Source organism: Salinimicrobium flavum, assembly GCF_042684505.1.
GTDB classification, from domain to species: Bacteria; Bacteroidota; Bacteroidia; order Flavobacteriales; family Flavobacteriaceae; genus Salinimicrobium; species Salinimicrobium flavum.
Genome location: NZ_JBHULT010000006.1, coordinates 353,309 through 379,205, shown reverse-complemented (window position 1 = coordinate 379,205; position 25,897 = coordinate 353,309). Strand labels below are relative to the sequence as shown.

Annotated in this window: 30 protein-coding genes; 16 read left to right on the top strand and 14 right to left on the bottom strand. The window is 42.8% G+C overall.

Annotation, left to right across the window (positions count from 1 at the left end; translation table 11 throughout):
* Positions 1–2: 2 nt before the first annotated feature.
* From ACFSTG_RS05065 to ACFSTG_RS05055, 3 genes are read right to left on the bottom strand one after another with little or no spacing between them, the layout of a single operon-like run.
* Positions 3–1,139, bottom strand: coding sequence for an ATP-binding protein (locus ACFSTG_RS05065; protein WP_380749101.1), 1,137 nt, complete (start codon positions 1,137–1,139; stop codon positions 3–5).
* Positions 1,140–1,154: 15 nt separating this feature from the next.
* A complete protein-coding gene (locus ACFSTG_RS05060; RefSeq protein WP_380749099.1) occupies positions 1,155–1,907 on the bottom strand; it encodes an SDR family NAD(P)-dependent oxidoreductase in 753 nt (250 codons plus the stop codon).
* A gap of 21 nt (positions 1,908–1,928) precedes the next feature.
* Positions 1,929–2,696, bottom strand: coding sequence for a hypothetical protein (locus tag ACFSTG_RS05055; RefSeq protein ID WP_380749097.1), 768 nt, complete (start codon positions 2,694–2,696; stop codon positions 1,929–1,931).
* A 150-nt stretch (positions 2,697–2,846) separates the two neighbouring features.
* Between ACFSTG_RS05055 and ACFSTG_RS05050 the strand changes: the two genes are divergently transcribed.
* The 10 genes from ACFSTG_RS05050 to can all read left to right on the top strand — a co-directional run bounded on the left by ACFSTG_RS05050 (position 2,847) and on the right by can (position 13,564).
* Complete coding sequence (locus tag ACFSTG_RS05050; RefSeq protein WP_380749095.1) at positions 2,847–3,659, top strand: DUF4382 domain-containing protein; 813 nt, start codon at positions 2,847–2,849, stop codon at positions 3,657–3,659.
* A 157-nt stretch (positions 3,660–3,816) separates the two neighbouring features.
* Positions 3,817–4,821 (top strand): AAA family ATPase, encoded by a 1,005-nt coding sequence (locus tag ACFSTG_RS05045; RefSeq protein ID WP_380749093.1) that lies wholly within the window; start codon positions 3,817–3,819, stop codon positions 4,819–4,821.
* 102 nt (positions 4,822–4,923) lie between these two features.
* Positions 4,924–5,790, top strand: a complete 867-nt coding sequence (locus ACFSTG_RS05040; protein WP_380749091.1) for a DUF58 domain-containing protein — start codon at positions 4,924–4,926, stop codon at positions 5,788–5,790.
* 43 nt (positions 5,791–5,833) lie between these two features.
* Positions 5,834–7,447, top strand: a complete 1,614-nt coding sequence (locus tag ACFSTG_RS05035) for a DUF4381 domain-containing protein (protein WP_380749089.1) — start codon at positions 5,834–5,836, stop codon at positions 7,445–7,447.
* Positions 7,447–8,451, top strand: a complete 1,005-nt coding sequence (locus tag ACFSTG_RS05030; RefSeq protein ID WP_380749087.1) for a vWA domain-containing protein — start codon at positions 7,447–7,449, stop codon at positions 8,449–8,451. Before ACFSTG_RS05035 ends, ACFSTG_RS05030 begins: the two co-directional genes overlap by 1 nt.
* An 11-nt stretch (positions 8,452–8,462) precedes the next feature.
* The gene (locus ACFSTG_RS05025; RefSeq protein WP_380750798.1) at positions 8,463–9,497 is read left to right on the top strand and encodes a VWA domain-containing protein; all 1,035 of its coding nucleotides are present in this window, start codon (positions 8,463–8,465) and stop codon (positions 9,495–9,497) included.
* Positions 9,498–9,506: 9 nt separating this feature from the next.
* Complete coding sequence (locus tag ACFSTG_RS05020) at positions 9,507–10,391, top strand: tetratricopeptide repeat protein (protein ID WP_380749085.1); 885 nt, start codon at positions 9,507–9,509, stop codon at positions 10,389–10,391.
* 5 nt (positions 10,392–10,396) lie between these two features.
* Positions 10,397–12,151: a BatD family protein gene (locus ACFSTG_RS05015; RefSeq protein WP_380749083.1), complete on the top strand. Its 1,755-nt coding sequence runs from the start codon at positions 10,397–10,399 to the stop codon at positions 12,149–12,151.
* The gene (locus ACFSTG_RS05010; protein WP_380749081.1) at positions 12,148–12,897 is read left to right on the top strand and encodes an SH3 domain-containing protein; all 750 of its coding nucleotides are present in this window, start codon (positions 12,148–12,150) and stop codon (positions 12,895–12,897) included. Before ACFSTG_RS05015 ends, ACFSTG_RS05010 begins: the two co-directional genes overlap by 4 nt.
* Positions 12,898–12,928: 31 nt before the next feature.
* Positions 12,929–13,564 (top strand): carbonate dehydratase, encoded by a 636-nt coding sequence (can, locus tag ACFSTG_RS05005; protein WP_380749079.1) that lies wholly within the window; start codon positions 12,929–12,931, stop codon positions 13,562–13,564.
* Here can and ACFSTG_RS05000 read toward each other — a convergent pair.
* The gene (locus tag ACFSTG_RS05000; protein ID WP_380749077.1) at positions 13,553–14,104 is read right to left on the bottom strand and encodes a CvpA family protein; all 552 of its coding nucleotides are present in this window, start codon (positions 14,102–14,104) and stop codon (positions 13,553–13,555) included. The two genes, can and ACFSTG_RS05000, sit on opposite strands and share 12 nt — an antisense overlap.
* 47 nt (positions 14,105–14,151) lie before the next feature.
* Here ACFSTG_RS05000 and ACFSTG_RS04995 point away from each other — a divergent pair, with 47 nt between their 5' ends.
* The 4 genes from ACFSTG_RS04995 (at position 14,152) to ACFSTG_RS04980 (ending at position 16,197) form a co-directional block, all read left to right on the top strand.
* Entirely contained in the window at positions 14,152–14,508 is a 357-nt protein-coding gene (locus tag ACFSTG_RS04995; protein WP_380749075.1) for a hypothetical protein, read from the top strand.
* A 110-nt stretch (positions 14,509–14,618) separates the two neighbouring features.
* Positions 14,619–15,638, top strand: coding sequence for a phenylalanine--tRNA ligase subunit alpha (pheS, locus tag ACFSTG_RS04990; protein WP_380749073.1), 1,020 nt, complete (start codon positions 14,619–14,621; stop codon positions 15,636–15,638).
* Complete coding sequence (locus ACFSTG_RS04985) at positions 15,635–15,802, top strand: hypothetical protein (protein ID WP_380749071.1); 168 nt, start codon at positions 15,635–15,637, stop codon at positions 15,800–15,802. The genes pheS and ACFSTG_RS04985 overlap by 4 nt, the downstream gene beginning before the upstream one ends.
* Complete coding sequence (locus ACFSTG_RS04980) at positions 15,802–16,197, top strand: hypothetical protein (protein WP_380749069.1); 396 nt, start codon at positions 15,802–15,804, stop codon at positions 16,195–16,197. The genes ACFSTG_RS04985 and ACFSTG_RS04980 overlap by 1 nt, the downstream gene beginning before the upstream one ends.
* Positions 16,198–16,199: 2 nt before the next feature.
* On the opposite strand, the gene ACFSTG_RS04975 is transcribed toward ACFSTG_RS04980, so the two are convergent.
* The 7 genes from ACFSTG_RS04975 to ACFSTG_RS04945 all read right to left on the bottom strand — a co-directional run bounded on the left by ACFSTG_RS04975 (position 16,200) and on the right by ACFSTG_RS04945 (position 21,989).
* Positions 16,200–16,655 (bottom strand): DUF1801 domain-containing protein, encoded by a 456-nt coding sequence (locus ACFSTG_RS04975; protein ID WP_380749067.1) that lies wholly within the window; start codon positions 16,653–16,655, stop codon positions 16,200–16,202.
* A 68-nt stretch (positions 16,656–16,723) separates the two neighbouring features.
* On the bottom strand, positions 16,724–17,719 hold the full coding sequence (locus tag ACFSTG_RS04970) for an NAD(P)H-dependent glycerol-3-phosphate dehydrogenase (protein ID WP_380749065.1): 996 nt from the start codon (positions 17,717–17,719) through the stop codon (positions 16,724–16,726).
* A gap of 253 nt (positions 17,720–17,972) precedes the next feature.
* Positions 17,973–18,557, bottom strand: coding sequence for a nicotinate (nicotinamide) nucleotide adenylyltransferase (nadD, locus tag ACFSTG_RS04965; protein ID WP_380749063.1), 585 nt, complete (start codon positions 18,555–18,557; stop codon positions 17,973–17,975).
* Positions 18,554–19,144, bottom strand: coding sequence for a guanylate kinase (gene gmk / locus ACFSTG_RS04960; RefSeq protein ID WP_380749061.1), 591 nt, complete (start codon positions 19,142–19,144; stop codon positions 18,554–18,556). The genes nadD and gmk overlap by 4 nt, the downstream gene beginning before the upstream one ends.
* The gene (locus tag ACFSTG_RS04955; protein ID WP_380749059.1) at positions 19,144–20,001 is read right to left on the bottom strand and encodes a YicC/YloC family endoribonuclease; all 858 of its coding nucleotides are present in this window, start codon (positions 19,999–20,001) and stop codon (positions 19,144–19,146) included. Before ACFSTG_RS04955 ends, gmk begins: the two co-directional genes overlap by 1 nt.
* Positions 20,002–20,098: 97 nt before the next feature.
* A complete protein-coding gene (locus ACFSTG_RS04950; protein WP_380749057.1) occupies positions 20,099–20,932 on the bottom strand; it encodes a DUF1206 domain-containing protein in 834 nt (277 codons plus the stop codon).
* A gap of 88 nt (positions 20,933–21,020) precedes the next feature.
* On the bottom strand, positions 21,021–21,989 hold the full coding sequence (locus ACFSTG_RS04945; RefSeq protein WP_380749055.1) for a YheT family hydrolase: 969 nt from the start codon (positions 21,987–21,989) through the stop codon (positions 21,021–21,023).
* A 93-nt stretch (positions 21,990–22,082) separates the two neighbouring features.
* On the opposite strand from ACFSTG_RS04945, the gene ACFSTG_RS04940 reads away from it, so the two are divergent.
* Positions 22,083–22,571, top strand: coding sequence for an acyl-CoA thioesterase (locus ACFSTG_RS04940; protein ID WP_380749053.1), 489 nt, complete (start codon positions 22,083–22,085; stop codon positions 22,569–22,571).
* Positions 22,572–22,573: 2 nt separating this feature from the next.
* Here the strand turns inward: ACFSTG_RS04940 and ACFSTG_RS04935 are convergent, their stop codons facing one another.
* The 3 genes from ACFSTG_RS04935 to ACFSTG_RS04925 are packed head-to-tail and all read right to left on the bottom strand — an operon-like array spanning position 22,574 to position 24,597.
* Positions 22,574–23,470: a DMT family transporter gene (locus ACFSTG_RS04935; RefSeq protein ID WP_380749051.1), complete on the bottom strand. Its 897-nt coding sequence runs from the start codon at positions 23,468–23,470 to the stop codon at positions 22,574–22,576.
* Positions 23,463–23,816, bottom strand: a complete 354-nt coding sequence (locus tag ACFSTG_RS04930; protein WP_380749049.1) for an arsenate reductase family protein — start codon at positions 23,814–23,816, stop codon at positions 23,463–23,465. The genes ACFSTG_RS04935 and ACFSTG_RS04930 overlap by 8 nt, the downstream gene beginning before the upstream one ends.
* A 16-nt stretch (positions 23,817–23,832) precedes the next feature.
* The gene (locus ACFSTG_RS04925) at positions 23,833–24,597 is read right to left on the bottom strand and encodes a DUF3298 and DUF4163 domain-containing protein (RefSeq protein WP_380749047.1); all 765 of its coding nucleotides are present in this window, start codon (positions 24,595–24,597) and stop codon (positions 23,833–23,835) included.
* Between the two features lie 94 nt (positions 24,598–24,691).
* On the opposite strand from ACFSTG_RS04925, the gene ACFSTG_RS04920 reads away from it, so the two are divergent.
* On the top strand, positions 24,692–25,834 hold the full coding sequence (locus ACFSTG_RS04920; RefSeq protein ID WP_380749045.1) for a cystathionine gamma-synthase: 1,143 nt from the start codon (positions 24,692–24,694) through the stop codon (positions 25,832–25,834).
* The last annotated feature ends 63 nt before the right edge of the window (positions 25,835–25,897 follow it).

Below are 25,897 nucleotides of genomic sequence, written 5' to 3'. Positions count from 1 at the left end.
TTCTAATTGTATTTGACTTTTCGCAATATCCTTATACTGTCTTTATATTGCTGATAGACCTTGTGACTATAGTTTTTCAATTCTTCCCTGGCGTCTTCCATCCTTTCGATGGCGTCTAAAAAGCCGTTAAAGTAACAAATAAGATAAGTGGCCGGCAGGTTCTGCAAATCTTTTTCTTCATGGGGGCTCAATACTCTCCTGTTTTTAAGCTTTTTGATCAAAGCATTGTTGGTGTTATAAATGTGGTAAAGGTTCTTTTTTTCAAACTGCGGAGGTTCAAAAAGAAGTTTAGTGGTAATCTCGTAGGTAGCATTATCCTTAAAATGTATTCCTACTTCTTCCAAAGGATAATAGTGAAATTGCTCATTGAGCCCCAGTCTTACGAATTCCAGGATCGTAAAATGATTTGCAGTGATGGTTATGCTTACTTCATCAAGTTCAGAATAAAAAAGCTTTACCTGTTCATTTATTAGTTCTATGTCCAGACGGGAGTAAAAGACTTTATCTTTAACCAAATTTTTTTTACCGCTCCAGCAAATCACGAAATATTCCTTGAATACCCGGTAAGTTGGATCCAGGTCTTCATGTTTCCTGTAAAAATCGAAAACCCCTCCCAGGGTCAGTTCGATGTTGTTCTGTGAATGTAATTCAATGGAAGCTACAATATCCCGGTTGTCGGTTATGGGAATTCCTGCAGGCCCGGCGGGCATACTTATACTGCCTTCCCTGTAAAAAGCCATTCCCGCTTTATATTTCCATATATTTTTCCGCAGGGAACAAAATTCTTTCTTATTGGTTCTTATAGTCACCAGCCCTACCACCAGGTCATCCTGTAGGTGTGGAAAAGGGATATTTTCATAAGAGACCAGAGGAGGATTATTTAGATAAGCATTGATTAAATTCTGGATCTTACTGTCATCAAAGAAATCTACTCCCTGAATCCTGTTATCTTCATCTTCTACCCCAATTACCATGTAGGAATTGTTCTGTGGATTTGAATTGGCCAGGGCGCAGATGTGTTTCAGGAATTTCGCCTTGCCTTCTTTTCCCCCAAGATTGATCTGCCGTTTCTTATCGTAGAAACTGTTCTCACTATTGTGAGCCAGCAGGTTTTTAATAAGCAGGCGTTTGTTGATCATGGGGATTGATCCTTTTTAGTCTTTTTTCAGAATAGTGGAACTGGCCTGGGCAGTAGGTAATACCATTAAATCGGCAATATTGACGTGCGGCGGGCGGGTGACCATGAACCTGATGATTTCAGCGATATCTTCAGCTTTTAAAGGTTGATATCCCTCGTAAACAGAACGTGCCCTTTCTGAATCTCCTTTAAAGCGTACTTCACTGAAACCGGTCTCTACCAGCCCCGGATTTATAGCACCAACCTTAATCCCATAATCATTAAGATCCATGCGCATTCCTTTATTTATCGCATCTACGGCATGTTTGGTCGCGCTGTACACATTGCCGTTAGGATAAACTTCTTTTCCGGCAATAGAACCAATATTGATAATATGGCCATGCCTTCTTTCGGTCATCTGCGGAATGATCGCTTTACTAACATATAGCAGTCCTTTTATATTTATGTCGATCATGGCGTCCCAGTCTTCCAGACTTCCCGAGTGAATGGGGTCCATGCCGTGAGCGTTCCCGGCATTATTAACCAGGATATCGATCTTTTTAAGATCTTCCGGAAGGCTGTGAATGGCTTCCTTGACTTCTTTCTTGTCGCGTACATCAAATCGCAGTACATGTACCTTTACCTGTTTGTGCAGCCTGTCCTGAAGTTCTTTGAGGGCGTCTTTTCGCCTTCCGCAGATGATCAGGTCATAACCTTCTTCTGCCAGGGCCATTGCGGTGGCTTTTCCAATTCCGCTGCTGGCTCCTGTGATCAATGCTATCCTACTCATTTTTTATAAATTGTTTTTATTCTATAATTTCTTCGGAAGGTTTTGCCAGTCTTCCTGGATCAATGTTGTATGCAGGGCTTTTGATGCCGAATTGATAAGTTCTTTATCCCTGCCGCCCAGGACCAGGTGAAAGGGTACCTCATGGTGTAATAGCCATGCAAACAGAAGCTCTTGTTCTGAAAGGCTATATTTTTGGGCCATTTGTTCCAAAGGTTTTAAATTATTTGGGTCACTTATATGTATCCAGAGCATTTCTTCGATCTCTTCTGAAAAAGGTTCTTTCAATAAAAGGCTTTTAACAGCGGCAGGAGTAAAATCCCATTTCGAAATATTTGCCTTAACTGTGTTTTTATGGGGGGTGAAATTACTACCCGGCCGGTGAAGATCATAAACCCCGGTCTCCACGATCTTTCCCTGGGAAAATAATCGTTCTATTGCAGGCATAATTACTTCTGTGGGAGTGTTAAGGTCCAGAAAGAAAAGATCCAGGTAATCTGTGTCCAGTTTTAGGAGTAAATTCTCCACCTGGAGCACCAGCTCATCAGAATCCCCCGGGATTCTGCTCATACCACCTAAAAGCTGTATCTCATCCCTGCTCAGACCACTTTCACTGAGGGCTATTCCCGGCAATTCTGTTTTGGGAATCTGCCTGTTGGAGCCGGTGATCATAAACGAAGTGATGTTCTTTTCAACACAATGATGGTACAGCCTGATTATTTCACCTTTTGGTGCCTGCTCCCAGTCTGTGATGTCCTGAATTATACGGGAATATGAATTTCTTTGCCTCATTTTTTAAATGTAGTAAACTATTACTTTTTAAGCCGAAGACCGGTTGTTAAAGCAAGCCGGGGTAAAGTTAAAAAAAGTTAAAGTGAGACCGGTGACAGATTATTCCAGCTTTTCCCCCGTTAACAATGTCTAAATCTAAAAAACCTATTTATGAAAAAGTACCATTTATTTTTATTCCTGTTTGCTCTTGCAATAGGTTTTGTTAGTTGTAGTTCAGATGACGATTCTTCAGAATCTGCGGAAGGGAATGCCAGAGTAAGGATTGAGCTTACCGATGCTCCCGGAGATTATGCCCATGTGTATGTTGAAGTTGAGGACGTAATGATCAAGACTTCAACCGAGGGTACTGATGAAGAAGGATGGGAAAGTCTGGAAGGGGTAAGGACCGGAGAATACGATCTACTTACCTTGACGGGCGGTATGACCGAATTATTGGTAGATACCGAAATTCCTGCAGGTTACCTGCACCAGATAAGGCTGGTTCTTGGAGATAAAAACTCTGTTGTGCTTAACGGTACAGAGCAACCACTACTTCTGAAGATCCCAAGCGGCCAGGAATCTGGTCTTAAATTACAGGTGAACCAGGAACTTGAAGCAGATGCAGAGTATACCTTCATCATGGATTTTGATGTTGATAAATCTATTGTGACTACCGGTGCTGGAGGTTTTAACCTTAAACCGGTAATTCGGGTATCTGTGGAAGAAAATTCAGGTGCAATTGTAGGATCTGTTCATCCAACTACAGAGCAGGTATTGATTACCGTTGAAAATGCCAATACTTCAGCTTCTGCCTATACCAATGCAGAAGGGAATTTCATGGTACACGGGCTGTCGGCAGGAACGTACAAAGTGACAGCCACTCCTGCGGCAGGTGTGGGTCTTAATCCTGTCGTTGTTAACAACGTAAAGGTAGAACAAGGATCCTCTGTGAACCTTGATCCTTTATACCTGGATGGCGAATAAGCCCCGAAGAACTAAATTAATTATATTGGAAAAAAGCAGCGATAACTCCGCTGCTTTTTTGTTTTAACAAAATTTTAAGAAAAATTGGTTGAATATTTGTGTCACTTGTGCCGTTCAGCATATGTGATTATCTTCACCATTCAAAAAATTATCTTAAATGCAGGAAAACAACAGCGCAATAGACATAGCCAGTATCAATGAAAAGATAGAAAGAGAAAGTGCCTTTGTGGATATTTTGACCTCCGAAATGAAGAAAGTCATTGTAGGCCAAAAGCACATGGTCGAACGACTTTTAATAGGTTTATTGGGTCAGGGCCATATTTTACTTGAAGGGGTGCCGGGGCTGGCAAAGACCCTCGCCATAAATACCCTTTCCCAGGCAGTACATGGAAGCTTTAGTAGAATTCAATTTACCCCCGATCTTTTACCGGCAGATGTTGTGGGAACCCTTATCTACAATATGAAACTGAACGATTTCAGTATCAAGAAAGGTCCTATTTTCGCGAATTTTGTATTGGCAGATGAGATCAACCGGGCGCCCGCCAAGGTTCAGTCTGCTTTACTCGAAGCCATGCAGGAAAAGCAGGTGACCATTGGTGAAGAAACCTTTCGTCTTGACAGACCTTTCCTGGTAATGGCAACCCAAAACCCCGTGGAGCAGGAAGGAACTTATCCTTTACCCGAAGCCCAGGTTGACCGTTTCATGTTGAAGACGGTGATCAAGTATCCCGAAATGAGCGAGGAACAGTTGATCATAAGATCCAATCTTAAAGGAAGTTTTGAGCAGGTGAATCCGGTGGTGTCACTGGAACAGATCGCCCGCGCACAGCAGGCGGTTAGGGAGGTTTATATGGATGAGAAGATCGAAAAGTATATTCTGGACATTGTTTTTGCCACCCGTTTTCCCGAAAAGTACAATCTGGAAAATCTTAAACCTCTCATCAATTTTGGAGCTTCTCCCCGTGGAAGTATCAATCTTGCCACTGCCGCAAAATGCTATGCCTTTATTAGGCGCAGGGGTTATGTAGTGCCTGAAGATGTAAGGGCAGTGGTACACGACGTACTTCGCCACAGAATAGGAATCACCTATGAAGCCGAAGCCGAAAATGTTACTTCCGAAGATATCATCAACAAGATCGTTAACGAGATCGAAGTACCTTAATCAATGAGCAATTGACAATTATCAATGATCAGGTTTTGGATGAACTTGAAAAATGGTAATTGTTCCTTGTAAATTGTTTAATGATCATTGCTAATTGAAGAAATGGATACTAAGGAACTACTCAAAAAAGTCCGGAAAATAGAGATCAAGACCCGCCGTTTGAGTGATCACATTTTTGGCGGGGAATACCATTCTACTTTTAAGGGACGGGGAATGACCTTTAGTGAGGTGCGACAGTACCAGTTTGGTGATGATGTAAGGAATATAGACTGGAATGTCACTGCCCGCTATTCTGAACCTTTTGTAAAGGTTTTCGAGGAGGAAAGGGAACTTACCATGATGCTGGTGGTAGATGTTTCCGGCTCAGGATTATTTGGTACCCGCAACAGCTTTAAAAAGGATATTATTACGGAAATTGCAGCAACCCTCGCATTTTCGGCCACCCAGAACAATGACAAAATAGGACTGATCCTGTTCACAGATATCATAGAACTTTATATTCCTCCAAAAAAAGGACGCTCCCATGTTTTGAGGATCATCAGGGAATTGCTGGAGTTTCACCCAAAGAGTCAAAAAACTGATATTTCAAATGCCTTAAGCTACCTTTCGAGGGTAATGAAGAAAAAGGCGATCGTTTTTGTCTTGTCTGATTTTATTGCTGAAGATTATCAGCGAACACTTAAGATTACGAGTGGCAGGCATGATGTAACCGGTATAAGGGTGTTTGATGCCAAAGAAGAAGAAATCCCGGATCTCGGGGTGATCCACCTACTCGATGAGGAAACAGGAAGGAGGATCCTAACAGACACCTCTTCTAAAAGTGTCAGGAACAATTACGCGAAGTATAACCGTGATAAAGTGGAGTATTTTAGGGAAAGTTTTAGAAAAAGCGGCGCCGGTGTCATCAGTACCCGGGTTGATGAAAGTTACGTAAAAAAATTACTGGGCTACTTTAAAATGAGGGCTTAGAAAAATGCTTAGCGGTAAAGTGATGAATAACAGGAAATTGAAAATGATAAAATTTAAAGATGGTGAGATCATGGTATGCCGATCTTTTATTTTAATGATCATCTTTCTTTTTTCTTTATCCGGGGAAGCACAGGAGGTATCGGCTTCAATTGACACCGCTTCCATTAAATTGGGGGAACAGATCCTGTATAACATTCAGGTAGAGACAGATTCAACAGATCTTGTAGTATTTCCTGAAGGGCAAACTTTTTCACCGCTTGAGATGGTGGAATCCTTTACCGCCGATACCAACAAAATAAGTGATCGTTTCATGCTTATTAAAGAATATACACTTACCCAGTGGGATTCGGGAAGCTATACCATTCCTCGACAACAGGTATTGATCAATGACCGGCCCTACTATACAGATTCCATGACAGTGGTAGTGGCAGATGTCGTGGTAGATACTACCAAACAAAAAATGTTTCCCATAAAACCTTCCGTTGAGGTTTCTTCAGGATTTACCGTACCTGACTGGTTTTGGTGGTTGTTGGGCATATTAGTGGTGGGTGGAATTCTAGTCTATCTATTCTTCCGCAGAAAAAGAAAGAAAGAAGAAGCTGCAAAAAAGTTGCCGCCATATGAACAGGCAATTTTTGAACTGCAGCAGCTTGATAATTCACATCTGCTGGAACAACGGGAAATTAAGGAATATTATTCCCAGCTTTCAGCAGCTGTGCGAAGGTATCTTGATGGGGAGATCTATGATCATGCTCTTGAAAGTACTACAGGAGAACTTATTCTCTATCTTGAAGCTGAGCGTGCCAAAGGGAAATTGAAGCTGGAGGAAAGTACCATTCAGCGTCTAAGGCAGATCCTTGAAAGGGCAGATTTGGCAAAATTCGCAAATTCCCGGCCCGATGTGATCACTGCGAAAGAGGACAGGAACAGCGTAGAACATGTGATAAAAGATACCAAGGCCTCCATTCCGCAACCTAGCGAGGAAGATCTTCTGCGTGATATCGAATATCGTGAGAAACTCGAAAGAAAAAAGAAGATCAGGAAGTTACTTGTAGGGATACTTCTTTTTGCAATAGTTTTCAGCGGAATAACCGCCTACATCATTTCGACCAAAGGTTTCGAATTTTACAGGGACACTTATCTGGGGAATCAGAGCAAAGATTTGCTGGAAGGGGAATGGATTCAAAGTGAATATGGAACCCCGCCGGTAAGTATAACCACTCTAGATGTTCTTAAACGTGTGGTTGCAGATTCATTGGAAAGGGCAGGTGACAAAGAGACTTTCAGGAAAGGTGATCCTGAAGGAATCTTATTTGTAGAGCTCAACACCAGGCCTGCAGGCCAGGAATTTGATCTGAATTCGGCGGTGGAAGAAGTTTACACCTATCTCGAGAAAAGAGGAGCCCGCAATATCATTACCAAAGATGAAAAGATCACTACTCTTAATGGGGCTGAGGGAATAAAGATCTTCGGAAGTCTGGTCATGCAGCCTGAAGAGGACGATAAACCACTCCAAAAAGAGTACACCATCCTTAATTTTGGGGAAGGCGGAGGTTACCAGCAAATCGTAGTGATCTTTAATGCAGGTGATACTTACGCCGAAGAGATCGCACAGCGTATCACCACTTCTGTTGAACTAAGAAATCCCGAAAATTGATGTTTGACAATTTCAACTTTGAAAATCCGCAATTTTTCTGGTTACTGTTGCTTTTGCCGCTGGCCCTGGGCTGGTATGTCTGGAAGCGAAAACAGCAAACTGCAGAACTCAGGATCTCAAGTACCAAAGCTTTTGAAAACAAACCAGGAATTCTCAGTAAACTAAAACCGGTGCTTTTTATATTGCGGTTACTGGTCCTCACCCTGGTGATCACGGCCCTTGCCAGGCCACGCTCTGTAGATGTATCTACAAGGAGCAGTTCCACCCTGGGAATTGACATCGTGATGGCAATTGATGTTTCCGCCAGTATGCTGGCACGAGACCTCGAGCCAAACCGCCTGGATGCGACAAAAGAAGTGGCTGCAGAATTTATAAGGAACCGTCCGGGAGACAGGATTGGGTTGGTGGTTTATGCCGGGGAGAGTTTCACCAAAACACCTATAACCAGTGATAAGAACATTGTCCTTGCTGCTCTTGAAGATGTTTCTTATAATAATGTCCTTGAAAACGGAACAGCCATTGGAATGGGACTTGCGACTGCCGTTAACAGGTTAAAAGACAGTAAGGCCGAGAGTAAGGTGATCATTCTGTTGACCGACGGAGTAAATAATGCGGGCTTTATTGACCCCAAGATCGCCAGTGAACTGGCTGTGGAATTTGGGATAAAGACTTATACCATAGGTGTGGGAAGTAACGGAACTGCCATGTCTCCCGTGGCAATTCGTCCCGATGGCTCTTTTCAGTACGGGCGGGTCCCGGTAGAGATCGATGAGCAGCTGTTAAAAGAGATCGCCGATGCCACCGGCGGAAAGTACTTCAGGGCGACCAATAATGAAAAATTGGAGGCTATTTATGAGGAGATTGATGCTCTTGAAAAGACAGAGATCGATGAATTGAAATTTTACAACTACGAAGAGAAGTTCCGTCCCCTGGTCTTGCTGGCCATAGGTTTACTTCTTTTCGAGCTCTTGCTGAAGTTCACCGTTTTTAGAAGCTTTGTATAATTATGTTTGAAGTGTTCCTGTTCGAAGAAAAGACATATTTCTGGTACCTTTTGGTAATCCCGGTGATCCTGCTTGCATTTGCCGTGGTGATCTTTTGGCAGCGACGTACCCAGAATAAATTCGCAGATAAGGAACTGCTTAAAAAACTGGCTCCGGAGCGGTCTTTAGGGAAATCTATATTAAAGGTGGTGGTATTATCCTTTGCTTTTCTGAGTTTCGTGATCGCACTGGTGAATCCCCAGTTTGGCACAAAACTGGAAACCGTTAAAAGGGAAGGTGTTGATCTTGTTTTTGCTATTGATGTTTCTAAAAGTATGCTGGCTGAAGACATCGCTCCAAACAGGCTGGAAAAATCAAAACAACTGGTTACTCAGATCATCAACAATCTGGCGAGTGACAGGGTGGGAATAATTGCTTATGCAGGAAGTGCTTTTCCGCAGTTGCCCATAACCACAGATTATTCAGCTGCCAAGATGTTCCTGCAGTCCATGAATACAGATATGGTCTCATCTCAGGGAACTGCAATTAAAGAAGCTATTGAGCTGGCAACTACTTATTTTAATGATGCAGATCAAACCAGTCGTGTGCTCTTTCTCATTAGTGATGGGGAAGATCATGAAGGGGAGATAGACAAGATCGCGCAGGAAGCTGCCAAAAAGGGCATTAGAATTGTGACCATTGGGGTGGGTACCCTTAAAGGGGGACCTATTCCTGAAAAACACAGGGGGGTTGTTCAGAGTTATAAAAAGGATAGTAATGGGGAAACCGTGATCACCAGATTGAACGAAGAGACTCTGAAGAATATCGCCGCTGCAGCTAACGGAATTTATGTTGACGGCAGGGTTACAAATGAGGTGGTGAATGAGGTAACTGAGGTTCTTCAGAATCTGGATAAAAAGGAGTTCGAGGCAAGACAGGTAGCCGAATATAAGAGCCAGTTCCAATGGTTCCTTGCTTTAGGAGTTCTATTTCTGTTGCTGGATATCCTTCTTTTGGAACGCCGGACTTCATGGTTAAAAAGATTAAATTTGTTTAATGAGGAATAGACGATGACGATGAAAAAAAGAACAGTTCTTTTCCTATTCACTTTTTTGAGCATCTTCCCGATGCTTCAAATATCACTTTCTGCTCAGGAAGATCCTGAAAAAGCAGCAAAAGCAGCCAAAAAGTACATGCAGGAGGCAGAAGCCGCCCTTGCTGAGAATGATATGGCGACTGCCGAGGCATATTACAGGCAGGCAATTGCCAAAGACCCCGAAAATGCTGAGGCCCGTTACAATCTCGGAAACCTTTACTACAACAACGAAATTACCGGTGAAGCCGTACAAAGGCATTCCCAGTCGGCTAAAGTAGCCGAAGAAAAACCTCTTAAGCACAATTCCTTTCATAACCAGGGGAACGCGTTCATGAAGCAAAAGAAATACAAGGAAGCCGTGGAAGCCTATAAAAATGCTTTGCGCAACGATCCCGGGGATGAAGAGACCAGGTACAATTATGCACTGGCGAAGAAAATGCTCGAGGAAGAAAAGAAAGGCGGCGGCGAGGATGACAACCAGCAGGACAAAGATCAGCAGGATCAGGACCAGGAGCAAAAGCAGGATCAAAAAGACCAGCAGGGTGACGAGGGCGAAAAAGAAAAGAACGATGAAGGGAAGCCTCAGGATGATAGTGAGGGAGGAGAAGAAGATAAGCAGGACAAGAAAGAAGGAGAAGATAAGAAAGATGATGAAGGCAAACCGCAGGACCAGGATAAACAGCAGCCGCAGGAAGGCTCTGAAGAGGAGCAGCAAAAACAGCCTCAGCCCAGACCCGGCCAGCTATCTCCTCAACAGGTGAAAAACCTTTTGGAAGCTATGGGCAACGAAGAGAAAAAAGTACAGGAAAAAGTGAATGCGGAAAAAGTAAAAGGCGCTAAAACAAAAACTGAAAAAGACTGGTAAGAAAAATGAAGAACAGGATCCTTTTTATAGTGGTTTTTTTGGTTTCGGGATTTGCAATGGCGCAGGTGCAGTTCGATGCCAAGCCCAGTAAGAAGAAGCTGGGAGTGAATGAACGTTTGCGTGTTGATTTTATCATGAATGAAGACGGGGATAATTTTGAACCGCCTTCTTTTTCAGATTTTACGGTAGTAGGTGGGCCAAACCAGGCTGTGAGCAACAGTTGGATCAATGGGAAAAGGAGCTATTCCAAAACCTACAGCTATTTCCTTGCTCCTAAAAAAACCGGGAAATTCAGGATAGGGCAGGCAGAGATCACTATAGAGGGAGAGGTTTATAAAACACTGCCCTTTGAGGTCGAGGTGACCGCAGCGGTTGATGAGCCTACAGATGGTAATAATTCAACCTATATTGCTTCAGAAAATCTTCATTTGGTAGCAGAGATCTCCAATACCAATCCCTATCTTAATGAGGCCATTACCGTAGTATACAAGTTGTATGTTAGCCCTCGTATCAATGTAAGCGACTGGAGACAAATTGATAATCCAAAATTTAGTGACTTCTGGAGCCAGAATATAGATATGCAGCGCCTCCAGGTGGAAAATGGCGAGTACCAGGGGGAACCCTATCGTTATGTGATACTGCGGAAGACCGTCTTATATCCACAAAAAACGGGAAAACTTAACATTGAGCCCCTTACCCTTTCAGTTTCTGTTGAAGTACCCGGTGACCGAAGGGACATCTTTGGAAACCGTTTTTATGAAACTGTGGATAAAACCATTGCTGCCGGAAACCGTACCATTGAGGTGAAACCGCTTCCTGAAGAAGGAAAACCCCCGGGATTTACGGGTGCAGTTGGAAAGAACCTGAAGTTAAAGGTCACGGTCGATAAAAATGAACTGCGGGCAACCGAATCGCTGCAGGCAAAAGTCCAGGTTACCGGCCAGGGAAATATGAAGCTGTTTGACCTGCCTCCCTTAAATGTTCCTGCAACTATGGAGCAATATGAACCTGAGTATGTGGAGCATGTGAATACAAACCTTAGCGGAATGTATGGAAGCATCTTCAACACCTATACCTTGGTGCCGCAGGCAAAGGGGAAATATCCCATCCCGCCACTCTCTTTTTCCTATTTTGACCTGGACTCAGAGTCATACAGGACCCTTACATCAGACGAAATACTTATTGACGTGGGAAGTGCTCCTGCAGGACGAGCTTCCTCAGTTTCAGGTAGTGTGGCGCAACAGGCTCCGGTAACTGGTAGCCAGTTCAGGTATATTAAATTAAATGCAAACCTAAAACCCATAGGAGAAAGCGCTTTTATTGGGTCTCCACTATTCTGGAGCCTTTTCGCACTTCCCCTGGTATTAATTCCTCTGGCCATTTTCTTCGGGAAAAGGCGTGAGGCAAAGGCAGGTGACCTCCGGGGGAACAGGGTGAGAAAAGCTGACCGGCTTGCACGTAAATACCTTTCTGAAGCAAAAAGAAACCTGGGTGACCAGAAAAAATTCTATGACTCCCTGGAAAGGGCACTTCACAATTACCTGAAGGCTAAACTGCACATACAGACCAGTGAAATGAGCAAGGAACATATCAGGGATCTGTTGACGAGCAGAGGGGTGGCCGCAGGTACGGTGACAGATTTTATTAAATTGCTTGAAAGCTGTGAATTTGCCCGATATACCCCTTCATCTAGTGTGGCCATGCGCCAGGACTATGACAAGGCAGTTGAGGTAATTTCAGAAATAGACAAACAGGTATGAAAAAGGTTTTTTATATAGTTTTCTTTTTGATGGGCATGGCCGGCAACGGTCAAAATCAGGAATTGTTTGAAAATGCCAATTCTGCCTATGCAGACGGAAGGTATGAAGAAGCTATTGAAGCTTATGACCAGATCTTACAGAATGGGGAAACCTCGGTGGCTGTGCATTATAATCTCGGGAACGCTCATTATAAACTCAATCACATAGCTCCCAGTATCTATCACTATGAAAAGGCCTTACTGCTGAAGCCCAAAGATGAGGATGTAAAGAATAACCTGACCTTTGCAAAGAATATGGCCCTTGATGCCATAGAAGAACCTGCTGAGGAAGGTTTTTCAGGTTTCTTTAATTCGGCTACTTCGGCTCTTTCCCCATCAGGCTGGGGCTGGTTGGCCATTATAGGTATGATGGTATTTGTATCTTTTTTCCTTGCATACTACTTCAGCAGAAGATCGCTGTTCAAAAGGATATTTTTCATTGCAGGAATGTTCTTTCTGTTATTCTCGGTGTTTTCCGCAGGAATAGGTCTCATTAAACAAAGTGCCGTGGAAAGCAGTACCTATGCTATTGTTTTTTCCGAAGAAGTAGAAGTAAAAGGTGAGCCCAACTCAAGAAGTTCAGAAGTTTTTGTATTGCATGAGGGCGCTAAAGTAAAGATCACCGAAGATTACCAGGATTGGTTTGAGATAGAACTCCCCAACGGAAGCCAGGGTTGGTTACTTCGCGAAGATGTAAAAAGATTGTAAATTGCTGCCCGATCAATAAAAAACCATTGCTATGAACGATTTCTATAAAAAGATCATCCAGAATAACAAAGAGTGGGTTGAGGAAAATCTTAGGGCCGATCCAAAATATTTCGAAAATCTTGCCCACGGGCAGCAGCCACCCTTATTATGGATTGGTTGTGCAGACAGCAGGGTACCCGCAAACCAGATCATTGGAGCCCAACCGGGGGAGGTCTTTGTTCACCGAAATATTGCCAATATGGTGGTGCACACAGATATGAACATGTTGAGTGTCCTTGATTACGCGGTCAATGTTTTAAAGGTGAAACATGTTATTGTATGTGGCCATTATGGTTGTGGCGGGGTACAGGCAGCTATGGGTAACCAGTCTATAGGGCTCATTGATAACTGGATAAGACATATTAAAAATATCTACCGGCTGCATAAACCTGAACTCGATAAGATCGAAGATGAAGGCCAAAGGTTCGACAGATTCGTGGAACTAAATGTTGTGGAACAGGTTTTTGACCTGGCCAAGACTTCAATTGTTCAGAATGCATGGAAGAACGAACAGGACCTCAATCTGCATGGTTGGGTTTACGGGGTAAGTTCGGGTATCATCAAAGACCTTAATGTGAACGTGAGCAATGATTCACAGCTTGATGAGATCTACCAGCTAAACTTTTAGGCACTTGCTTTCGTTCTCAGTTCCTTCTTCATTTGACGGGCTCTCAAAAAGCTCACCTTCCTTTATTTCTTCAATAAGTGTAGGTAGTAATAACGGGGCAATTTTCCTTACGGGTGCATAAAGCACAGAGGTTTCTTTGGTTTCCTCTTCCACTTCAAAAACATCGAAGTAATCAACGAACATAAAGAAGAGGCTGGCCAGAAATGCCATTTTAATAAATCCGAAAACAGCTCCCAGGAGTCGGTTTAAAATTCCCAACATCAGTAGATTGGCCATACGGGTGAGTATTCCCCCGGCAAGGGTAATCAATATTGCAACTACGAAAAAGGTGGTGGCAAATGCAAGAATGATGAGGAATTTTTCATCCCAGTCAAGAAAACCTGAGAAGAAGGCGTAGGTAAAACCCGAAAAATGTATAGCTGCATAAATACCCGCAATTAAGGCAATGAGTCCGGCAAGTTCTGCCAGAAATCCTTTGTACAGTCCTCTTACAATTCCTAACAGAAGAAGGATGCTGAGAATAATATCAATTATATTCATGTTCTCAAAGATAGTAAAATCCCGTTCCTAGTAATTACCTTTGCAATATGTCAAGAGATGAACAATTAAAACAACGCTGGACCCAGGTGGAAGAGAAGCTTTCTTCGCAATTCGCTGATGGGGAAAAGCTTGAGCTGGATGCTATTATATACCTTATAGGTCTTCAGGAGCTGGGCCAGGTGCACAGAAAATTCAAAAAGGACCATAAGCTGGATCTTATGCATATAGCAATTTGCCGTTTGCTGGAGCCATATGGGTATTATGAATTTGAATTCTTCGATGATGACGGCTGGCCGCACTATAAAGTACTGGAGGAACTTCCCGTTCTAAAGGCGGGGGAACAAAGCGTTCTTATGAAAGAAGCCATTGTGCAGTATTTCATGGAAAAGGATTATATAAAATAACTTTTGCTCAGCCCTGAGGGCAATCTTACCTCCTGCTCCAAAACACAACGGAGATCGGGAGAGAATACCGTATTATTTTTTTAAATTTGCGCTTCCTAAATAAAGGGATTATGACAGATAAAATTCAGGACTATATTTCTGAAATTGAGGCCTTCAAAGCTTCTACCAAACAGGAAGTAGAAGATTTCCGTATAAAATACCTTGGAAAAAAAGGCATTTTGAACCACTATTTTGCCGAGTTCAAAAATGTTCCTAACGAGCAAAAAAAGGAATTTGGGCAGGCGGTCAATAACCTTAAGAATGCTGCGCAGGATAAAGTTCAGCAATTAAAAGATGAACTGGAAAGCAAGGAGGAGGAAAAAGGTATCTACGGAGACCTTTCCCGTCCAGGAGAACCCATTGAAATTGGAGCCCGGCATCCTATCTCCATTGTAAAGAACCAGATCATCGAGATCTTCACTAATATAGGTTTCAATGTTTCTGAAGGTCCTGAAATTGAAGATGACTGGCATAACTTTACAGCGCTTAATTTACCCGAATATCATCCTGCCCGTGATATGCAGGATACCTTTTTTATCCAAACTAACCCTGATGTCTTGCTGCGTACCCACACCTCATCTGTACAAGTGCGGTACATGGAGAACAATCAGCCACCTATCAGGACAATCTCCCCGGGGAGAGTTTTCAGGAATGAAGCTATTTCAGCACGTTCGCATTGTATCTTTCACCAGGTAGAAGGCCTGTACATTGATAAAAATGTCTCTTTCGCAGATTTGAAGCAAACTTTATTGTATTTTACAAAGCAGTTGTTCGGAAAATCCAAGATACGTTTACGTCCATCTTATTTTCCGTTCACCGAGCCAAGTGCAGAAGTAGATATTTACTGGGGCCTTGAAACCGAGACAGATTACCGTATCACAAAAGGTACCGGCTGGCTTGAGATCATGGGCTGCGGAATGGTAGATCCAAACGTACTTCGCAACTGTAACATAGATCCAGCAGAATATTCAGGTTTTGCTTTTGGAATGGGGATAGAAAGAATTGCCATGCTGCTTTACCAGATAGGAGATATTCGCATGTTCTATGAGAATGACATGAGATTTCTGGAACAGTTTAAATCATCTATATGAAAACAGCAGGCCTTATAATATTCGGAATTATTGCTCTAGGGGTTATTATTCTTTTAGTAGCCATCGAGATCATTGAATTCACTATAGGGGCTATCCTTCTGGGAGTTGCCGCACTAATCTTATGGGGACTTTATAAATGGATTAAAGGCAAAGTCACCGATTAGTGAAAACAGACATCGACATTCCAGAGGTAACAAACCTTTATGTTGCCGCCGTGCGTGAAAAGCATGAAGAATATGGCAGCATGGACTGGAACGCTTATCTTATCAATGACCGGGACCACGCAGTTGAGGGGGTGTTGATCGTAAGCAAAGGCTTTGACGGGGACCATCAGACTTCAACCATGCGCCATAGCCTGGATAATTTGCCTCCAAAATCTTATGCGAAAATTGAATTTTTGCAGGAGGAAGTTTTAAAACTGAACAATGAATTCTCGGTCTCGTTTTTTGCTGAAGGAAAGATGTACCACAAAAAATACATTTTCAGAAAGAATACAGTCAACGAAAAGGCTTTAAGAGACCTCCCGGTGATGAAGAAAAGAGGTGTACTGCTAAAGTAAGTCTATCTTTTTATCACCTTATTATAGGTGTCCATCCACTCTTTGGGAGTTATTTTTGAAGCCAGTTCTCCAATGAGTTCGAAGGGGATGTCTTTCATACTTTTGAACCTGATACAGCTTTTTCCCATATCAAGCTCTTTTGAAGAATGTTCCACGAATTCTTCTTTAAACCACTGCAGCAATTTGGGATCTGAATACAGCCCCATATGATACAGGGCGATAAAATTCTTTTGGTTGGCAAGATTGATGAACGGAAGTGGTTTTTCAGGAGCTGCGTGATACCCTGAAGGGTAAAGGGAGTGCGGTACATGATAGCTGAGCATACCGTAATTTATGCCTTCTTCGAATCCTTCCGGTAAATTATTCAGTAATTCTGTGCGTATTCTTATTACAGCCTCTTTTCTTTCCGCAGGAAGGGAATGGAGATATTCTTCAGGAGTTTGTGCTGAGGACTGCATGTCGCTGATATTAAACTTCTTCTGAAAAGATAAATATTTTTGGTGATACTGCCTTTCCGAAGCACTGATTAATCCAGTTTTTCTGCCAGCTTTGCGAACACCTTTTTAGGTTCTTTCCCTTCGTAAAGAATAGCGTAAACAGCCTTGATAATAGGAGTTTTTGCGCCCGTGTCTGTTGCGATCTTGAACGCGCTATCTGTTGCATAGTAACCTTCTGCCACCATACTCATTTCCATTTGCGCACTTTTCACGGTATAACCTTTCCCAATCATGTTTCCGAACATCCTGTTCCTGCTAAAGACAGAATACCCCGTCACTAAAAGGTCACCCAAATAAGCCGAATCATTGATATTTCGCTTCATCTTATGCACCTTCTTAATGAATTTCTTCATCTCCCTGATAGCATTGCTCATTAGGACACTCTGGAAATTATCACCATAGCCCAGCCCGTGAGCGATTCCCGCTGCAATAGCATAAATATTCTTCAGCATCGCGGCATATTCAGTTCCTATGATGTCATCACTGGTCTTACAGGTAATATAGTCGCTGCTAAGGTTTTTGGCTACCAGTTTTGCCTTCTCCTCATCTGCGCAAGCAATGGTTAGATAAGACAAACGTTCAAGGGCTACCTCTTCTGCATGGCAAGGTCCCGTGATCACCCCAATGTTGTCATAAGGGATGTTATAGGTTTTGTGGAAATGTTCTCCTACGATAAGGCTGGTCTCGGGGACTATACCTTTAATGGCAGAGAAAATGATCTTCCCGTCAAGGGATTCGGTAAGATTATCAAGCTCCCTTTTTAGAAAAGCTGAAGGGATTGCGAAAATCAGTACATCTGCCTCCTTTACGATCTTGTTGATGTCATTGCTGAGGTGAAGCTGGTTGATATCAAACTCAACAGAACTAAGGTAATTTGGGTTGTGTTCCTGCTTCTTGATGTGTTCTATGGCATATACGCTACGCATATACCAACTCACCTCATCCAGATTCTCACATAACATTTTAACTATGGCTGTGGCCCAGCTCCCTCCACCTAAAACGGCAAATTTTGGTGATGACTCCATAAAGGTTTTTTTTTCTGCCCCCAAAAATAAGGAAAATAAAAAGGCTTTGATGAAAGCTGCTTCTGAAGATAAAATTAAAAGTAAAACAAACAGTCTAAAACTTTAACACTCAAAACAATAAAAATATGTACGATAGAAAATAAATGTACGTTATACCATTAGAAAGATTATTTTTTAGAAGAGTTTAATCTTTTTTGGTTGGTTAGTTAGTGAAGAATTGCCGTCGTGGTCCAAAACCCGGGGGCAATTTTTTTTATCTGTAAAAGTTCATTTCTTCAATATACTTCCACACCACGTTTGGCAGCAACGGCCTTACATCCTTGCCTTCTTTAATTGCTTTTCTAATGAAAGTCGAAGATATTTCCATTCTTGGGGCTTTGATCCTTGTGATCTTTGGATGGTCTTCAAAAACGGGATCAATAGCACCTTCTGAAAAACGCGGATAAACTATCACATTATAACGCTCCAGTATGACCTCGTAGTTTTTCCACTTCGGAAAACTCTTCAGGTTGTCTTCTCCCATGATCAGGGAAAAATCTATTTCAGGATATTTCTCTTCCAGGTGGGCAAGGGTAAAGACTGTGTAGTTTGGCTGCGGAAGGTTGAATTCCACGTCACTTGGTTTTAGTCCGGGATAATCTTCACAGAGACGCCAAACCATTTCATAACGGTGGTGATTATTTAGGAGACTGTTTTTCTTCTTTAAGGGATTATGGGGAGTGACCACCAGCCAAAGTTCATCCAGGTCTGAATACTGCAAAAGGTGATTGGCAAGAATAAGATGGCCTATGTGTACAGGATTAAAAGTTCCGAAGAAAAGCCCGACTTTCTTTTTCACTTTTTGATCTTTTTTTCAGCTCCCACAAATTCAGATACGAGGGTGTAAGCTTCTTCCAGCGCAGTACTAAGGTCGTTGTTGATAATAATATGATCAAATTGAGGTGCGGTGGCTAATTCAATGGAAGCCTTCGCTATGCGCATATTGATCTTATCTGGTGACTCTGTCTGTCTCTTTTTAAGCCGTATTTTGAGCTCTTCTATACTGGGAGGTTTTACAAAAACAGCCAGGGTTTTTTCTGGATAAATATTCTTAATGTCCAGACCGCCCACCACATCGATGTCAAAAATGACATTTTTACCATGAGACCAAATACGTTCAACTTCGCTCTTTAAGGTGCCGTAGAAATTGTCCCGGTAAACTTCCTCCCATTCCAGGAATTCGTCATTCTTGATCTTATTCTTGAATTCCTTAAGGTTCAAAAAATAGTAATCCTTACCATCAACTTCATGACCCCTGGGTTCTCTGGAAGTAGCTGAGATGGAGAATTCGAGATCGAGTTCCTCCTGTGCCAGCAGGTAACGTACGATAGTGGTCTTCCCCGATCCTGAAGGTGCCGAAAATACGATCAGTTTTCCGTCTGACATTACAATACGTTTAATAGTTGTTCCTTGATCTTTTCGAGCTCATCCTTCATTTGTACGACCAGTTGTTGCATAGGTGCGTAATTGGACTTGCTGCCAATGGTATTGATCTCCCGACCCATCTCCTGGGAAATGAAAGCGAGTTTTTTCCCATTCGAATCTGTTGAATTCAGCGTTTCGAGGAAATAGTTCATATGGTTTTCCAGTCGCACTTTTTCTTCGGTGATATCAAATTTTTCGATGTAGTAGACTAATTCCTGTTCAAAACGGTTCTCATCAACCTCTTCTTTGAGTTCGGCTACTCCTTTATGAAGACGTTCCCTTACCGATGCTATTCTTTCGGGGTCCATAGACATCACACGCGAAAGCAGGTCCTGAATATTCTTTGCTCGTTGAAAAAGTTCATCTTCCAGGGCTTTTCCTTCGGCAGAGCGAAAGTCATTGATCTCTTTCAATGCCTCTATTACAGCTTTTTCGATGGCTTTGAACTCTTCTTCATTGATCTCTTCCCTTTCCGTCTTAAGAGCATCGGGCATACGAACGGCCATTTTAAGCAATTCAGTATCGTCTCCGGGAACAATAGATCTTAGCTGGTCCATATATTTTCTTACTACCGCAGGGTTAACGGCTGCCGTAGTTTCTTCCCCGCTTACTTCAACGAAGACCGAAAAATCCACTTTTCCGCGGGTAAGTTCACGGGAGATCCTGTTGCGCAGTTGTAATTCCTTTTCGCGGTATTGCGAAGGAATACGTGCGTTGAGGTCCATGTTCTTGCTGTTAAGAGATTTGATCTCTACGGTGATCTTTTTGGAAGGCAGTTGCAGAATGCTCTTTCCAAAGCCTGTCATTGACTGAATCATGCTTGGTTTTTAATGATTGCGCAAAGATAATGAATTATGTAGCAGTGCAAAGTCAGGAGCCTTCAATTGTGTTTATGCGGCATAGAACTTCTGGGATCTAATTGATGGTAGTAAGATCTGCATGACGGGCCACCATGACATTGAAGATGCCATAGGCTATCAAACCCAGCGCAGTAGCTCCCAACAGGTAAGAGCCGTAGGAAAAGCTGAGCAGGTACTGCAGGGCTGCTTCGGTACCTTTGTAAATACTGGCATTATGTTCCAGGATCACCCTTACCAGGAAAAATGAAATAATTCCAAACACCACTCCCCTGGCCGAATATCCTAATTTCCCCGTTTTTTTAATAAAGTCGTATTCATGTCGAATGTCCGGATAGTTGTCGATCTTCTTCATGAATTTTCCGCTACGGGCCAGCTGGAATTGCCAAAGGGCCTGTCCTGCGACAACGGCAGCCAGAAGCCAAAGAGCGATCTTTCCCCAGTCTGTTGAAAGCAGTTCCCAAAGAGCAGCCTTTTCTTCATTCGAGGAGGAGCTACTGCCGGTACTGCCTAAATCCGAGAACTCGGTGAGCAAGGGTTCTGCAAATGAATAGGCGATAATTCCGTAAAAGATCCCTGAATAGAGGAACCTGAACCTCTTAAAAGTGTTTTTTACATTCTTGGGCCCGTAGGTGCCCGGGAGAAAGAGCATTTGGTACAAACGCCATAAAATATAGGCGGTCAAACCCAGAGCTACGACTGCTCCAATTACTTTTCCGAAGGGAAGGGTGAGCAGGAATTTCACCACCCCGTCTGTGCTGGTTATGTCCCCACCGAGTTGGAAGGTCGCCATTAAAGTAAGGCTGCCAATGAGCACATAGACCATACCCTTGGTAAAGAAGCCGGCAGATCTTATTTTGGCTACATGTCCCTTATCAGGATCAAGATTCATGAAATTTTTCTACTAATTTAAATTGAAATTGATCTACTTGAGAAGCAGAAAGAGATTTTTAACCTGTATTTAGCTTTTTAAATATGAGTTAGAGTTTTAATCGAGATTCCAAAAACTCCAGTGCGCGGGCTTCGTTATAGGTCACCTCCTTATTTTGGAGGAATCCTACATGCCCTCCATAAGATGGCATCTCCAGGAATAGATTTTCCATTTCCTCTGCGATCTTTATTGGATAGGAATTAACCGAAAGGAAACCGTCATTCTTCGCGTTGATGATAAGGGTGGGGTGCTTAATATTAGTAAGGAACTGTCGGGAACTGTTCTCCCGATAATAGGTGAGCGCGTTTTCAAATTCATGAGCTTTACTGGTGTACAGATCGTCAATATCGAGAAGGGATTTACAGGCGGTTATTTCTTCCCTCGAGATCTGCTGGGGGAATTTATCTGCTCTCGCCAGTAAATGGGTTTTCAACTTTCCTAAGAAGCGCCTGGCATAGAGAATATTTCTGGTCTCCTGAAGCTTTTTAAGTGATCCATATAGATCGCATGGTACTGAAACTACTACTGCGGCCTTTATTTGGAAAGGAATTTCCCGTTCTTCCCCTAAATATTTCAATACGAGATTTCCCCCAAGACTGTATCCTTTAAGACAGATGCTGTTGTACTTATTTTTGGAAAGGAGGTGGTTAATAACCTGTTCCAGGTCTTCGGTTGCGCCTGCATGGTAGGACTTGAATTTCCTGTTGAGTTCGCCGCTACAACCTCGAAGGTTAACTGCTGCGACATCCCAGCCGTTCCTGGAAAAATGCTTTGCAAGCCCTTTCATATAGGGCCTCTTGGAACTTCCTTCCAGGCCGTGCATTACCACCAGTACTTTATCTGCACTTCCTTTTGCTGAAAAGCTCCAGTCTATATCCAGAAAATCATCGTCCAACAGTTCGATCCTTTCCCTTTCCTGCTCCACTTCAATTGATCGCAAGGTGGCCGCATAGATCGTGGAGATGTGGTAATTCCTGAAAACCGCGGGTGGCCGATAACTACTTTCTATCACAGGCATTTTTTGTAACTTATTTAGTCTTAGGGGCTAATGAACAAAAAACAATTATGCGTGCATAATAAAATTTATGTAATTTTATCCCAAAATTACAATATGTACAAGAAAGAGTTCGAGATAAGATGGAGTGACATTGATGCGAACCGTCACCTGGCGAATACGGCCTACGTAAATTTTATGAGCCATACACGCATGGGATTTTTGATGGACAATGGGTTCGGTCAAAAGGAAATGGCCCGTTTCGGTCTTGGACCCGTGGTCTTCTATGAACATATTTATTATTTCAAGGAAGTCTTTGCAGGTAAACCTGTAACAGTAACCCTTAAGTTAAAAGGACTTTCTAAAGACGGAATGTATTTTGAATTCGTACATGATTTCTTTGATCATAAAGGCCGAAACTTTGCGGCCTGCGAAATGATGGGAGGCTGGATTGATCTTAAGGAAAGAAAACTAACAGGCTTACCTCCTGAGCTTTTTAAAAAGCTCGACAGCCTTTCCCATACCGAAGATTTCAGGATCTTAACAAAAGAAGATACCCGCAAATTCGGAAAACATCCAAGGCATATCGAACCGCACCAGTTATAACTTTAACTTCTTGTTTCAGTCTTTTTTTTGGTCACCATATAAACTCCGCTAAAGACCAGTATTGCAGCTACTACCTTAATAAGGTTCAGGCTGTCTGCGCCCATACTTACCGCATATATGATAGCGATCAAAGGCTGCAGGTACACAAATGCGCTTATTGTGGAGGCACTGAGTTGCTTTAGAGCATAAACATTTAGTAAATAGGTGAGGAAAGTGGTTCCCACTACGACAAAAGACATTTTAATGATCGCGTGTGAGGGCAGGGAGGTCCATTGCACCTCCAGGAATTCATGGATGGTAAGAGGCAGGTTAATGAACACCGCAAACAGGAACAACCACTTCATGAGGGTAAAAGGGTGGTATTTGGCAGTTAGCGGTTTTACCATAATAAGGTAAAGGCCGTATGAAAGGGCATTAATGATGACAAACAGGTTTCCCAAAGGAATATTTGGGGCGTTGACTGTTGAGCCAGCACTAAAGAAGATCAACATCACTGCTCCTGCGAGCCCGGTAAAGATCCCGGCCGTTTTCAGCAGGGTGATCTTTTCCTTAATGAGGATCGATGCGAGTATTAACACCATGATGGGGGTAATGGTGGTGATGACCGAACTGTTGATTGGAGTGGTAAGGCTAAGACCTTTGAAGAACAGCAACATGTTGATCACCATTCCCAACACCGTACAGGTAATTATGCGGGGCCAGTCGCCGGTGGCAACCTTTTCCTTTGGTCCCCAGAAACTAATGAGCCAGAAGAGGATCGCAGCCCCCGTCACCCTTAAAAAAATGAAACCGTACGGTTGTATGAACTCGGGCATTAGGTCTTTGGCTACGGTATGATTTATACCGTAAATAGTACTCGCCCCTATCGCTGCCAGGATTGCCGGCAGCCGTTTATTCATGGAGCGATTCTTTTGCTTCCTCTACGGTTTTTTTTGAATTCCCAATAAAGGTCTTGTTCCCGTTGATGATAACCGGCCTTTTTAGGAATGTATAATGGTCGAGTAACAGCTCCCTGTAATCATCTTCAGAAAGTTGTTTATTCTTCAGGTCCCTTTCTTTGTACAGCCTCGCCCTTTTGTTGAAGAGGGCTTCATAATTCCCTGAAAGAAGTTTCAGGTCATCCAATTGCTCTTCTGTCAAAGGTTCGGTTTTTATGTCCTGCAGCGAAAAGGAAGCGGGCGCATCAAGTTCTTTTAGGATCCTTCTGCAGGTATCACAGCTGGATAGATGGTAGATCTTCTTCATGAGTTTTTTCACAAAACTATTGAATCTTTAAGAATGGCTCCACCTCATCCCGGGATAATTCCAGAAGAAAATCCCCCGAAGCATACGGCGCGATTTCATAGGAATTATAGATAAGAATAACCTTATCATCTGAAAATCCAATATTTACCGGCAGGTGAAAAACATCATTTTCAAACCAGAATCCGGTGCTGTTTATGTTATCTTCAGGAGGAATTCCCTGTTTACCCCGGAATTTCTCCTCTACCAGATCTTTGAATTCGGGTTTAAAGATATTTCTCCAGGAATAGGTTTTCCCGGAAGAAGGATCAAAGTTCAGAAAAGTGAGGTTCTTATATCCATGGGCTCCACCGCTAAAGATCTCGGTGGTGATCCCAATGGAGATCATCTTGTGGTCCTGAAGGTAAATGCTTTGATTGACATAGGCTTCCCAGGGTGGTTCTTCCGAAAAACTTTCGGCTGCCTTCTGGTAGTCTGAAATAAAAGTATTGGTTAGCTCTTTCAGGTCTTTAGCCAGCGGATTTTCTTCGGAAGAGATAAGTTTTATCACATGTGCCTCAAGAGAATTATTGATCCTGGATGCAATTTCTTCCGGTCCTTTGGCTTTCAGGATCTCAAGGGAGATCACGGCACAGTCATAATCGGCGGTATCGCAGTTTTCCCCGGCTTTCTTTACGATAGTTTCCTGATCAAATCTCAAAGGTTTTTCCGGAGTTTCTTTTTCGTCCTGACATGCAGATAAAAGGAGAATTATCCCCAGGATCCCGAAAAATTTATGGTTCATGGAAGTTGAATGTTAAACTGATTTGAAAGGTACGGGCTATTTTGGGAATGCCCAAAGCGAATGCTACATTTGTCTCTTAAATATATTCTAATTTATGAAATTCAATACTAAAACCATACACGGTGGTCAGGAGAACACAGATCCCGCATACGGCTCTGTTATGCCGCCTATATATCAAACCAGTACCTACAAGCAAACAACTCCCGGAGGGCATAAGGGCTTTGAGTATTCGCGAAGCGGGAATCCTACCCGTACCGCCCTGGAGAATGCTCTCGCAAGCATCGAGAACGGGAAATACGGGCTTGCATTTGGATCTGGTCTCGCTGCAATTGACGCGGTCATCAAATTGTTCAAACCCGGCGATGAGATCATTTCAACCAGTGATCTTTATGGTGGTTCCTACAGATTGTTCACTAAGATATTTGAAAACCTTGGGATCAAATTCCATTTCATTGGAATGCATGATGCTGCAAGGATCGAGGACCATATTAATGAAAATACAAGACTTATTTGGGTGGAGACCCCAACCAATCCAATGATGAACATCATTGATATTGCAGCAGTCTCTAAAATAGCAAAAAAGCACGATCTTCTTTTAGCAGTAGATAACACTTTTGCTACCGCCTACTTGCAGCAGCCTCTTGATTTGGGTGCCGATATCGTTATGCACAGTGCAACAAAGTACCTGGGCGGTCACAGTGATGTGGTGTTGGGTAGCCTGGTAGTGAATGACCAGAAACTGGCAGAGAAATTATACTTCATTCAAAATGCCAGCGGTGCGGTCTGCGGACCAATGGATAGCTTCCTGGTCTTAAGAGGTATCAAGACCCTGCACATTAGAATGCAACGCCACTGTGAGAACGGTGCTGCAATAGCCAAATTCCTGAAGTCACATCCAAAAGTTGACAAGGTATACTGGCCCGGGTTTGAAGATCATCCTAACCATGAGATAGCCAAAGAACAAATGAAAGGTTTTGGGGGTATGATCTCCTTTACAACTTCAGACGGAACTTTGAAGAGCGCCGTAAAAGTGGTTGAGAATCTTAAGGTTTTCACCCTTGCAGAGTCCCTGGGAGGAGTAGAATCTTTGGCAGGACATCCTGCAAGTATGACCCATGCTTCTATTCCGCAGGAAGAAAGAGCGAAAACTGGAGTAGTAGATTCTTTGATCAGGTTGAGTGTAGGTATTGAGGATGAAGAAGACCTTATCAATGACCTTAAACAGGCTTTAGGATAATCCTTCAAAAAGCATTTTTAGAGCCGCTTCATTATCGAGGCGGCTTTTTCATTTTCAAAGATC